A 12,644-nucleotide genomic window follows, 5' to 3' on the forward strand; every position below is an offset into this window, starting at 1 on the left:
TTTTTTTTTAATTCGCTTATTAACAAGCCAGTTACCTTTTTTATAATTGCCATCTATTGATTGTCAATTATATAAATACTATCTTTGCGCAAATTAAGGAATATTATGAATAATAAGCAAGGCAACAATAAAGGAAGTGGTGCTAGAACAAATAGTTCAAGACCAAGTTCTAACAAGCCAAAACCTGCGATGCAAAAACGGGCACAAGGGCCAAAAAAAGTTAAAATAAATACTAAAGTTGTAGCTGTCGATACGGATAAAGTAGAAAAAAAACCAAATCAAGCTCCTAAAAGACCAAAGGTAAAAGACGAAATCCGTTTGAATAAATACATCGCTAATTCTGGGGCATGCTCGCGTCGTGATGCGGATATTTACATTCAATCCGGAACTGTAAAAGTAAATGGAATTCCCGTTATCGAAATGGGATATATGGTAAAACCGGGAGACGTAGTAAATTTTGATGGCACCACTTTGACACCGGAGAAAAAAGTATACATCTTATTGAACAAACCAAAAAACTTTACTACTGCGATGGACGAAGGTCAGGAATATCGTAATGTACTGGAACTAGTAAAAGGCTCTACAACAGCAAAAATTGGCGCTATTGGGAGAATGGACAAGAATACAACTGGTTTACTATTGTTTACGAATGATACGGATATGATTCGCAAATTTACTTTACCAAGTCAAAAATCATCTAAAATCTACCAAGTTTCATTAGATAAAAACTTGAAATTTGAGGATTTAGAAAAAATAAACAAAGGACTGACTCTTGATGGACACCGTGTTTTCGTTGAAGATGTAAGCTACATTGACGGAGAAGCGAAAAGTGAAATTGGATTACAGTTGAGATCCGCTAACGTGAAAGTGGTTCGTAATATTTTTGAACATTTCAGTTATGATGTGTTGCGTATTGACAGAGTTGCTTTTGCTGGTTTGACTAAAAAGAATTTGCCAAGAGGAAACTGGAGATTGCTTACTGAACAAGAGATTATCAATTTGAAGAACGTTTAATATTTCTTTGAAATTATAAAATTAAATCCCTTTTGCTTAGCAAAACGGGATTTTTTTAATTAAAAATGCAAATCAAAATTAGTATGATGCCCGAAAAATTACAATCTATAGCTTTTAAATGGTTTGAAACTTTCAACAATAAAGAATTAGAAAAACTATTGTCTTTGTATGATGACGATGCTGTGCATTTTAGTCCAAAACTAAAAATATTCAAACCCGAAAGCAACGGTTTTGTCACCGGCAAAGAAGCCTTGCGAGAATGGTGGAAAGATACTTTTGAACGTTTGCCTAGTTTGAATTACAATGTAAAATCGCTTACCGCAAATGGTGACCGCGTTTTTATGGAATACATACGAACGGTAGCCGGTGAAGAAGATTTACTGGTAGCAGAAGTATTAGATATCAGAGAAGGTAAAATAATTGCTTCCAGAGTGTATCACGGATAAGCCTTTTTTGAAGGACAATAAAAAACCCTACAACACATTATTTGTATTGTAGGGTTTTTGCTTTAGAACAAAATTATTTTATCCTTTTATCTTTTTAAATACTTCTTCTTTTTTGTCCAAACCACGTTTTCTCAACAGCGGTTCAATACTTGGCTCCGCACCGCGGAAACGTTTGTACAAAACCATCGGATCTTCTGTCCCTCCTTTTTCCAAAACATTCTCACGGAATAATTTGGCTTTTTCAGGATTGAACAAAGTAGTTGTTTTGAACGCTTCAAAAGCATCCGTATCTAAAACTCCTGACCATATATAACTGTAATATCCGGAAGAATATCCTCCAGAGAATATATGACTGAAATACGTACTTCGGTATCTTGGAATAATAGATGGAATCAAACCAATTTTTGTCATTGCTGCTTTTTCGAAAGCGTTTGCATCAACGGTAATGTCTTTGGTTTGAGAATGGTATTCTAAATCCAATAAAGAAGCTGCTAGATATTCTGTTGTAGTAAAACCTTGGTCAAAAGTCCCTGCTTTTTTTAATTTATTCACCAATGTTTCTGGAATCACTTCCCCAGTTTTATAATGCTTTGCATACATTTTTAAGACCTCTGGTTCAGCTGCCCAATTCTCCATAATTTGAGAAGGAAGTTCTACAAAATCTCTTGGAACACTTGTTCCTGCTAAACTTTTATAAGTCACATTAGACAGCATTCCGTGTAAAGAATGTCCAAACTCGTGAAAGAAAGTCGTAACCTCATCAAATGTCAAAAGTGCTGGGGCATTCGCTGATGGTTTAGTAAAATTACAAACAATAGAAACTACTGGAGCCACGCGTTTTCCGTCAACCGTTTTTTGAGTTCTGTACGAGGTCATCCATGCACCGCCTCGTTTGGATTCACGCGGATGAAAGTCCATGTATAAAACACCCAAATGGGTTCCGTCTTTCTCAGTCACTTCCCAACCTGTAACATCTTCATGGTATTTTGGAACATCCGTCAATACTTTAAACTGAAGCCCGTATAGCTTTTCGGTTACTTGAAAAACGCCTTTTCTAACATTTTCTAAACTGAAATACGGCTTTAATTCTTCTTCGTCTAAATCAAAACGTTCTTTTCTGATTTTCTCCGTGTAATACCTCCAGTCATACGGCTGTACGGCACCTTTAATTCCTTCTTTAGCCATCATTTTCTGAATATCGGCAGCTTCCGTTTTAGCAATTTCCAAAGCTGGTTTCCACAAATCATTCAATAGCTTATTCACATTTTCGGGAGTTTTAGCCATTGATTCTTCCAAGACATAATTGGAATGTGATTTATACCCTAATAATCGTGCTTTTTGCCCACGAAGATTTGCTAATGCTATTGCATTCTTTTTATTGTCAAATTCATTATCTTGATTACCTCTAGTCTGGTAGGCATTCCAAATTTGCTTGCGCAATTCTCGATTAGAACTGTATTGCAGAAATGGCATCACACTGGAATTAGAAAGGGTAAAAACCCATTTTCCTTCTTTGCCTTTTGCTTTGGCATCAACAGCTGCAGCATCAATTAATCCTTGTGGCAATCCAGACAAATCTTTTTTGGTATCAACAACCAACTCGTATGAATTAGTCTCCGCCAAAATATTCTGTCCATACTTTAAACTGGTCAGCGAAAGATCTCCGTTTATTTTACGCAATATTTCCTTGTCAGCATTTGATAAATTGGCTCCACTACGAACGAAATCTTTGTACGCATTATCCAGAATTTTAGCCTGTTCTAAATTCAGTCCCAAAGTTTCTTTTTTGTCCCAAAGCGTTTTTACTTTTGCGAATAATTTCTCGTTCAGGTAAATATTATCTCTGTGCGCGGAAAGATTTGGTGCCATTTCTTTGGCAATATTCTGAATCTCTTTATTGGTATTCGCCGAATTCAGATTAGAAAAAACCGTATTCACATTCGATAATAATTCCCCTGCATTTTCCATGGCAAGAATCGTATTCTCAAAAGTAGCGGGTTGCGTATTATTTGCAACAGCATTAACCTCCGCTTGATGGGCACTAATTCCCTCTAAAATCGCGGGCTTAAAATGTTCGTTTTTAATTTTATCGAAAGGCGGCACATTAAACGGCGTGTCGTAAGCCTGAAAAAATGGATTCATACTAGTGTTTTCTTGTTTTTCTTGTGCTTCAATTGTTAGCATATTTCCGATAACTAACAAAATAAAAAAGGATTTTTTTCTCATTTAGGTGTGATTAATTAAAAAAGTAAATTTAGCAGAAATCTACTAAAAACAAACTGTACGATGGCGCGTTAACTAAATTTTATGACAAATAAAGATATTTTTACAAACGAAAAACTATCCTTACATTTGAATTTGAAAAAAAAACAATAAATTAGCTCAATCTATTACCAAATATAATTATGAAAAAAATAACCACTCTTTTACTTTCCGTAACCACTTCATTATTGCTACTTAATTGTAAATCGGAAGAAAAAAAACAAGACTTTAGCAGTCTGACAGAAAATTATTTTGACGACAAAAATGCCATGAATCCTCTGGATGCGACCCAAAGTGGTCAAAACCAATACAACGACCAACTGCAGTTTGAAATGACGGACAGTTTTAGAAAATCACAAGAAGCTTTCTTTGACAAATACCAAACTGCCTTAAAAGGATTTGATATTGAAGACTTATCCGAAGAGGAAAAAAACAGTTACGAAATCATCAAATGGGAAGTTGAAATCGGGAAAGATTTATTAAAACAACCGACAAATTTGCTGCCGGTACATCAATTTTGGGGAACACATCTAACCATGGGACAATTTGCGGGAGGAACCGGTGCACAACCATTTAAGACAGAACAAGATTATACCAATTTCCTAAAAAGAATGGACAAATATGCTGTCTGGATCGATTCAGCAATGGTGTATATGAAAAAAGGAATGGCAAAAGGGGTTGTTTTACCAAAATCATTAACGGTAAAACTGATTCCACAATTTGCAGAAATGGCTACACCTAAAATCGAAGACAATTTGTTTTATTCTTCTATAATACTCCTGCCTACTACTTTTCCTGACAGAATCAAAAACGAGTTAACCGCAAAATATACCGCAACCATCAACAACAAATTGATTCCGCAATACAAGAAAATGGCCGATTTCCTGAATAAAGAATATCTTCCTGCTTCCAGAGCTACCAGCGGAATAGGAAGTTTGCCTTTTGGAAAAGAGCTATATGCCACGTATGTAAAACAATGGACCACTACTGATATGACTCCCGAACAAATTCACGAACTGGGATTAAAAGAAGTCGCACGATTGAACTCCGAAATGGAAAAGGTAAAAACGCAAGTAGGTTTCAAGGGCACTTTATTAGAATTCTTTGAAGTGGTTAGAAACAAAAAAGAATTAAAACCATTTACAAAACCAGAAGAGGTTATAGCCAATTTTCAAAGCATTTATACCCGAATCAAACCGAATGTAGATAAATTATTCGCACTCCAACCCAAGACGAAGTTTGAAATCAGAAGAACAGAAGCCTTTAGAGAAAAAACGGCTAGCGCCGAGTACAATCAAGGAACTGCTGATGGTTCGCGCCCAGGCATTTTCTATGTTCCGATACCTGATGTAGCGAATTATAATATGTACGGCGATGAAGATTTGTTTTTGCATGAAGCCGTTCCTGGACACCATTTCCAAATATCCTTGCAGCAGGAAAACGAAAATCTTCCTGACTTCAGAAAATTCAATTGGTTTGGCGCTTATGGTGAGGGTTGGGCTTTGTACACGGAAAGCTTAGGAAAAGAACTGGGATTGTATCAAGATCCATATCAATACTTTGGAATGCTGGGCAATGAAATGCACCGCGCAGTGCGATTAGTAGTTGACACTGGACTGCACTCCAAAGACTGGACTAGAGCGCAAGCCATCCAATATTCATTAGCAAATGAGGCCGAAAGTGAAGCTAGTATTATTCCAGAAATAGAGCGGTATATGGCCATCCCTGGACAGGCTTTATCCTATAAAATTGGTCAGTTGAAGATTCTAGAATTACGTAAAAAAGCCGAAACAAAAATGGGTGCTAAATTCGATATTAAAAAATTCCATGAAAAAGTATTGGAATCCGGTGTAATGCCTTTAGCGATATTAGAAAATAAAATTAATGCTTGGATACCTAAATCTAACTAAAATGAAAAAAATAACCGTTAACGTCTTATTCCTGTTCTGCATTGTTTTAAATAGCTATTCTCAAGCATACTTCAATTAACAACCAAAACTAACCTGACAAAACTGCTTCTCAATCAATCTTTAGGCACAAAAAAAGTTATTCTGTTTTATGGATGTAGCTTTTTTTGGCTTTTTTGCCTGCCGTCGTTTGTGGGCACAGAATACAATTCTGCGCTAACGATTGTGGGTATCTGAGCGAACGGGGAACGGGGTTCAACTAATTGAAGTATTTGATTATGGGCACGAGCGGGACGCTCGCGCTAGCTGGCGATTGCTTGAATTTCGTCAGTCGTCATCAGGCTCGCTTTTGGAGGTACTACAATTCCATCAGCTGGCATGCAATAGGCACAACGCAAATTGCATTTCTCAATCAGAGAAATACGCAAATAGTTGTGTTTACGTTCAAAATCATTCGATAAAACAGCGTTATTTGGCGTCATGATTATTGCCTTTTAAAACATGAAAAACATGCAGCACATGAGGAAATATCGCATCCATAGATTCCTTTGCGCCATTGGTTGAACCTGGCAAAGCCAATACCAACGAATTCCCTAAAGTTCCCGCGACTGTTCTGGAAAGCATGGAATACGGCATGCGTTGTTGTCCATAATTGCGAATGGCCTCCTCAATTCCCGGAATTCGGGTTTCTAATAAAGGTTCCAGTGCTTGCGGGGTAACATCTCTTGGCGAAAGCCCGGTACCTCCTGTAAAAATGATCAATTGATTTTCTTTGGCAAAAGCTTTAGTCCGCTCCTGAATCACATCAATTTCATCCGGTATGATTTCGTAATGCGTCGTTTCTACTCCGTTAATTCCCAGTTTTTCAACGATTATTTTTCCGGAACGATCTTGCTTATCTCCCGAAAAAATAGAATCGGAACAAACGAAAACCGCCGCTTTGATGGCTGATGGAAATCTGTTTTTGAAAGAAGATTTTCCGCCCTCCTTACTAATTAATTTGATGGTTGAAATCTCGATATTTTTATCAATTGGTTTCAGCATGTCATACATTGTAAGCGCCACAATCGAAGCACCGTGCATCGCCTCTACCTCAACTCCGGTTTTGTAAACCGTTTTCACGTTGAAAATAATATCAATGCGTAATTCGTTAATTTCATATTCCACCGATGTAAATTCAATTGGAATAGGATGGCAATCCGGAATGGATAAATGCGTGTTTTTCACGGCAAACAAACCAGCCGTTTTAGCCATTTCCAGCACGTTTCCTTTGGGAACCAGATTATTTATAACGGCGTCAATTGTGGCTTGAAGACTCACAATTACTGTGGCCTTTGCGGTTGCTGTACGAAGCGTACTTATTTTATGTGTGATATCAACCATTTTTTTTTAAATGTTTAAAGTTTCAGGTTAAATCTGATAACGACTAATTATAGGAACTACGAGCTACTTTTTAATTATTTTTGTACTTTAAAATGTTTAAGACAATCATTAAAGACAATCGCTATCGACAACGGACTTTATGACTTTAGCCTTTAAGACCTTCGACTCGGTTACTTTATGATATTTATACTACAACCTATTTCTATTCTCCGTAAAAGTACTGTTTTCAGCTACTTCTTTATCAGAAACAGGTATATCTTCTACTTTCTTCTCTTGAAAATAAGCCGTTAGTTTTGAAGCATTTCGCACTACTTCTCCAATGACAATAATTGCAGGTGATGAAAGTTGGTGTTCGTGAACCAATTTCACAATAGAATTGATGGTTCCCACCACTTTTTTCTCCGAGTCTTTTGTTCCGTTCTGAATGATGGCAACCGGTAAATCATCGGTTCTGTTGTTTTGATAAATCAAAATAATTTCGTCTAATTTATTCATTCCCATCAAAATAACCACCGTTGCGGCGGATTGCGATGCCAAAGCTACATCTTTAGATAATTTATGATTCGAAGTAGTTCCGGTGATTACCCAGAAACTTTCGGCAATTTTTCGCTGTGTCAAACTGATTCCGTTAGACGCCGGGACACCTAAAGCCGATGAAATTCCGGGAACAATTGCGGTTTCCAAATCAAATTTTTCAGCATATTCAATCTCTTCGCTTCCTCTTCCAAAAACAAATGGATCGCCGCCTTTCAACCGGACGACATGACCAAACCGTTTTGCCATCGATACAATCAACTCATTAATTTGATCTTGACTGTAGGCGTGACAACCAAAACGTTTTCCTACAAAAATAATTTCGGCATTCGACGCATATTGCAACAATTCTTCATTTACAAGGGCATCATACAAAACAACAGCGGCACTTTCTAATACTTTGATCGCTTTCAAAGTAATTAACTCTACATCTCCGGGACCTGCCCCTACGATTGTCAATTTTGGTGTATTGGAATTTTTCATTTTAACTGGGATAAATTGGTATTCAATTCGTTCAACTCGGCAACAGCATTTATATTTTTAAACACCTGTCGTTTTTCATTCGGAATTGGAATCAATTGGTGTTGTACCGATGCAATTGAGCGTGTCATTTTCAAATCATTTTCATCAATTGCCTTTTTTAAAACTGGCAGTATTCGTTTCGAATTGATTCCGATCAAAGGATGCATCCGATTTGCCTCTTCAAAAGCAGTTTTTTATTTATGACAAATAAATTATATTTATACAAAAAGACAAAAATTATATTAAAATCCTAGTCGTTTTATCGTTTTAGTTAAAAAATAAAAATAATTCAAGATACAGTCAATATGTGATTATTAAGCAAAAAACCTATTATATCATCGTTTATTAAGATAATTAACTGCATATAAAACAGAATAATATAAAAATATATCTTATTTTTTACATAATTCGTTTTTTGTATAATTGCTAATTTACTATATTTTTGTAAAATTTATATACACTCGAACCTTTTCCTATTGAATATACCCAGAATACAACCACACACAAACAGCTTAAGCACCGTCAGCAATACAAAAAACAGAAAGAAGCTAATAAATTCTATCTGAAAAGTATTTATAAAACAACCACTGCATTTCCCTTATTTCTCTTTTTTTAATACAACAAGAACATTCCTAATGTAAAAGATCATATTGATTTTAAAACAAGTTGAGAATCGTGCTGTTCCGGCTAAACCAATTGCGGTTAAATTCCTAAAAAAAAAAAATACAAGTAAAAATTAATTTTAATGATTGATTTTAGTGCTTTAACTGAAGATACTTCATCAAAACACCAATCCTTTTTCGTTCCTGTCAGACTTATATAAACCACAAGCGGACTTATCCATTCCTGTACATTAAAAGTCTTTAATTTATATAAAACTATAGCATTTAACTTAAATATATACCATATGTTTTTATACCAAATATAAAATTGGACTTTAGCATTGTTGCAAGAATATTTTTTAACACCTTAAATTCTAATTTATTATGAAAAAAACGTATTTGATAGCTTTCCTACTGCTCCTCTTTTTAAAAGGTTTTTCACAAGGTTCTCCGGATTATGGAGCTGGGATGAAATTTGATTTAAATGACGAAGGAACAAAATATCTAAGGGTGATTTCCTGGGCTCAAATTTGGTCCCAATACAATTCGGATCGCCCTTTAGATGCCAATGGAAACCAACAAGGCGATATCGATTTTAGCGTTAGGAGATCCAGAGTATTATTGTTAGCACAAATTAATAAAGACTTTCTGATAGTCACCCATGTTGGATTGAATAGTTTAAATGCTAATTCAATGACTCCAACCGGACTTGGTGATGGCTCACAATTTTTTCTTCATGATGCATGGGCACAATACAGTTTGGGCGCAAATAATGCCGTGGGCGCAGGGTTGCATTATTGGAACGGAATCTCCAGAATGAACAACCAAGGAACTTTAAACTTAATGACCTTAGACAATACGCGTCAAGGCTGGGCTACGCTGGGTTTATCGGATCAATTTGCCAGACATATTGGGGTTTATGCAAAAGGAACCGTTGGAAAGTTACAGTATCGCGTTTCTGTGAATGAAGCCTCAAATAATAATTTAGAACAATTAGTTGTGCCTACTAATGGCGGAGCCGCTACCTATACAGGCAGAAGGTTATTGGGTTCAAAAGCTGCGGGAAAAACCTTTGCCGGTTATTTTGAATACAGCCTTTTTGATACCGAAAGCAATGTTTTGCCCTATAAAGTAGGATCCTATTTAGGAACACAAAAAGTATTTAATATTGGAGCCGGATTTTTTTCCCATCCTAATGGTGCAGTCGTAGCGGATGCTTCGGGAAATATAAGTGGTAAAAATGTAAACATTTTTGCTCTGGATGCTTTTTACGATGTCCCAGTTGGCACTAAAGGAGGAGCCATAACCGCTTATGGTATGTTTCAAAAAACAGATTATGGCAAAAATTTTAGATTAGGAACTACTTATGAAACTGGCTCTCTAGTTCACGGTCATATAGGGTATGTTATTCCGGGAGAATCTAAAAACCGTATCCAGCCGTATGTATCTTATGACAATCGTCAAATTGATGTTTTAGATGATTCTGCAAATCAATTTGGAATTGGCGCCAATGCTTATTTCAGTGGCCATAATTCAAAATTAACGTTAGAATTTCAATCTCTGAAATATGCTACGTTCAACACCATCAATACAATTACATTACAAGCCATGATCTATTTATAAATTAATCTATTAAAAAAACAGTATGACAACACAAGAAAACGCAAGCGCCTATTGGAAGGAAAATGTACGATACCTCTTTATTTTACTAGCGATCTGGTTTATCGCTTCTTTTGGAGCAGGAATACTATTTGCAGAACAATTAAACACCATAAAACTGGGTGGATTCCCACTAGGATTTTGGTTTGCACAGCAAGGTTCCATTTATGTTTTTGTCGTTCTAATTTTTGTCTATGTTCATTTGATGAATAAATTAGACAAGAAATATGGTTATGACGAATAGGTTTTTCAGTTTAATTATTTAATCTTAAAATTACTAAATATGAATGTACAAATTTGGACCTACATCATAGTAGGTATATCATTTGCGCTTTACATTGGCATAGCCATTTGGAGCAGAGCAGGCTCTACTAAAGAATTTTACATTGCAGGAGGAGGGGTTTCCCCTTTGGCTAACGGAATGGCCACTGCGGCTGACTGGATGAGTGCCGCCTCTTTTATATCCATGGCCGGAATTATTTCTTTTTCAGGATATGACGGCGCCGTTTACCTGATGGGGTGGACGGGTGGCTATGTGCTATTGGCATTATTACTGGCTCCTTATCTGAGAAAATTCGGGAAATTTACAGTCCCTGATTTTATCGGGGAACGCTATTATTCGAATACCGCCCGGACGGTAGCCGTAATTTGTGCTTTAATCGTGTCTTTTACTTATGTAGCCGGACAAATGAGAGGCGTTGGAGTAGTTTTCTCCCGATTTCTCGAAGTTGAAATTGACACTGGCGTTATAATTGGAATGGTAATCGTTTTATTTTACGCTGTTTTGGGTGGGATGAAAGGAATTACGTATACTCAAGTTGCGCAATATTGCGTTTTGATCTTTGCTTTCATGGTGCCTGCTATTTTCATATCGATTCAAATGACAGGAAATGCAATTCCGCAACTAGGAATGGGAGGAACTATTAATGACGGATCAGGCACTTATTTACTGGACAAATTAAACGGCCTCTCTACTGAATTGGGTTTTGCGGAATACACCAGCGGAACGAAATCAGTGATTGATATTTTTGCAATCACACTAGCATTAATGGCTGGAACAGCAGGTTTGCCGCATGTTATTGTGCGTTTCTTTACTGTAAAAAATGTAAAGGATGCCAGAAAATCAGCAGGTCTAGCCTTGCTACTCATTGCAATATTGTATACCACCGCACCAGCAATTTCTGTTTTTGCTAAAACTAATTTATTAGAAACCGTAAACAATAAAGAATATGCCAGTATGCCGGAATGGTTTAGCAATTGGGAAAAAACAGGTTTATTAATATTTGATGATAAAAATGGAGATGGAGTAATTCAGTACTATAATGATCAATCAAAAGATCTTGTTTTTCTGGCCTCTGCCGACGCAAAAGGCTTAAAGGGAAGTGAGCTAAAAATTGATAATGACATTATGGTATTAGCAAATCCGGAAATTGCCAATTTACCGGATTGGGTTATTGCTCTGGTTGCGGCGGGTGCTTTGGCCGCAGCCTTATCCACGGCTGCAGGTTTATTATTGGTTATTTCATCCTCGATTTCACATGATTTGATCAAGAAAATGATCAACCCTAACATCTCAGAAAAAGCCGAATTATGGGCAGCCAGGGGAGCTGCAACCGTAGCAGTAGTTATTGCAGGTTATTTTGGAATACATCCACCCGGATTCGTCGCAGCCGTCGTTGCATTAGCCTTTGGCTTAGCTGCAGCCTCTTTTTTTCCAGCTATTATTCTGGGTATTTTTCACAAAAAAATGAACAAAGAGGGCGCTATTGGAGGAATGATAGTAGGAATGCTTTTGATGCTTTTTTATATGCTGAAATTCAAATTTGGAATTTTCGATGGCGGACAAGACGCTGTTTCCGGATTAAAAGACGGCTGGTGGTTTGGCATTTCTCCAGAAGGTTTTGGTACAATCGCTATGTTAGCCAATTTCATTGTTGCTTTTATTATCAATAGTTTTACACCGGAGCCACCCTTGGAAGTTCAGGAAATTGTAGAAAACATCCGAATTCCTTCAGGTGTTGGTGAAGCCTCCTCACATTAAAACCAATTTTAACACCAATAAAAAGCGCTTTTCTTCGGATAGAATAGCGCTTTTTATTTACTACCAAAGATATTTTTGTCTAAAAAAAATTGCTACAAAGAGGCAAACCCTATTTAATTTTTAACACCCAATAAACTTCTACTTTCTAAAAACTGCTTTACATAAAACTGCAATTATCTACTTATAATTAAAGCGTTCACCAATAAAAATAAATAGTGTGTAAAATAAATCTATTTTTTTAACACAATTCATTTTTAAATTGTTGCTAAATTAC

The 12,644-nt window shown here is 36.4% G+C and carries 11 protein-coding genes; 6 read left to right on the forward strand and 5 right to left on the reverse strand.

Features of this window, described 5'->3' with window-relative positions:
* Nucleotides 1-105 precede the first annotated feature (105 nt).
* Both EKM02_RS07600 and EKM02_RS07605 read left to right on the forward strand, forming a co-directional pair.
* Nucleotides 106-1,014: a pseudouridine synthase gene (locus EKM02_RS07600; RefSeq protein ID WP_126453842.1), complete on the forward strand. Its 909-nt coding sequence runs from the start codon at nucleotides 106-108 to the stop codon at nucleotides 1,012-1,014.
* Nucleotides 1,015-1,079: 65 nt separating this feature from the next.
* Complete coding sequence (locus tag EKM02_RS07605) at nucleotides 1,080-1,460, forward strand: nuclear transport factor 2 family protein (RefSeq protein WP_231507426.1); 381 nt, start codon at nucleotides 1,080-1,082, stop codon at nucleotides 1,458-1,460.
* Between the two features lie 78 nt (nucleotides 1,461-1,538).
* On the opposite strand, the gene EKM02_RS07610 is transcribed toward EKM02_RS07605, so the two are convergent.
* Complete coding sequence (locus EKM02_RS07610) at nucleotides 1,539-3,686, reverse strand: M3 family metallopeptidase (RefSeq protein WP_126453844.1); 2,148 nt, start codon at nucleotides 3,684-3,686, stop codon at nucleotides 1,539-1,541.
* A 179-nt stretch (nucleotides 3,687-3,865) separates the two neighbouring features.
* Between EKM02_RS07610 and EKM02_RS07615 the strand changes: the two genes are divergently transcribed.
* Nucleotides 3,866-5,632, forward strand: coding sequence for a DUF885 domain-containing protein (locus EKM02_RS07615; RefSeq protein WP_126453846.1), 1,767 nt, complete (start codon nucleotides 3,866-3,868; stop codon nucleotides 5,630-5,632).
* A gap of 299 nt (nucleotides 5,633-5,931) precedes the next feature.
* Here the strand turns inward: EKM02_RS07615 and EKM02_RS07620 are convergent, their stop codons facing one another.
* From EKM02_RS07620 to EKM02_RS07635, 4 genes are all read right to left on the reverse strand, one after another.
* Nucleotides 5,932-6,111: a hypothetical protein gene (locus EKM02_RS07620; protein WP_234423164.1), complete on the reverse strand. Its 180-nt coding sequence runs from the start codon at nucleotides 6,109-6,111 to the stop codon at nucleotides 5,932-5,934.
* A complete protein-coding gene (gene moaCB / locus EKM02_RS07625; RefSeq protein ID WP_126453848.1) occupies nucleotides 6,098-7,012 on the reverse strand; it encodes a bifunctional molybdenum cofactor biosynthesis protein MoaC/MoaB in 915 nt (304 codons plus the stop codon). The genes EKM02_RS07620 and moaCB overlap by 14 nt, the downstream gene beginning before the upstream one ends.
* 189 nt (nucleotides 7,013-7,201) lie before the next feature.
* Nucleotides 7,202-8,029 (reverse strand): uroporphyrinogen-III C-methyltransferase, encoded by an 828-nt coding sequence (gene cobA / locus EKM02_RS07630; protein WP_126453850.1) that lies wholly within the window; start codon nucleotides 8,027-8,029, stop codon nucleotides 7,202-7,204.
* Complete coding sequence (locus EKM02_RS07635; RefSeq protein WP_148103537.1) at nucleotides 8,026-8,226, reverse strand: hypothetical protein; 201 nt, start codon at nucleotides 8,224-8,226, stop codon at nucleotides 8,026-8,028. Before EKM02_RS07635 ends, cobA begins: the two co-directional genes overlap by 4 nt.
* Before the next feature lie 828 nt (nucleotides 8,227-9,054).
* On the opposite strand from EKM02_RS07635, the gene EKM02_RS07640 reads away from it, so the two are divergent.
* Genes EKM02_RS07640 through EKM02_RS07650 form a run of 3 tightly spaced genes read left to right on the forward strand, consistent with a single transcriptional unit; the run spans nucleotide 9,055 to nucleotide 12,370 of the window.
* Entirely contained in the window at nucleotides 9,055-10,293 is a 1,239-nt protein-coding gene (locus EKM02_RS07640; protein ID WP_126453854.1) for a hypothetical protein, read from the forward strand.
* A gap of 22 nt (nucleotides 10,294-10,315) precedes the next feature.
* Nucleotides 10,316-10,573 (forward strand): DUF4212 domain-containing protein, encoded by a 258-nt coding sequence (locus EKM02_RS07645; protein ID WP_126453856.1) that lies wholly within the window; start codon nucleotides 10,316-10,318, stop codon nucleotides 10,571-10,573.
* Between the two features lie 39 nt (nucleotides 10,574-10,612).
* The gene (locus EKM02_RS07650) at nucleotides 10,613-12,370 is read left to right on the forward strand and encodes a sodium:solute symporter family protein (protein ID WP_126453858.1); all 1,758 of its coding nucleotides are present in this window, start codon (nucleotides 10,613-10,615) and stop codon (nucleotides 12,368-12,370) included.
* Nucleotides 12,371-12,644 lie beyond the last annotated feature (274 nt).

Source organism: Flavobacterium sp. RSP49, assembly GCF_003968735.1.
GTDB lineage: Bacteria > Bacteroidota > Bacteroidia > Flavobacteriales > Flavobacteriaceae > Flavobacterium.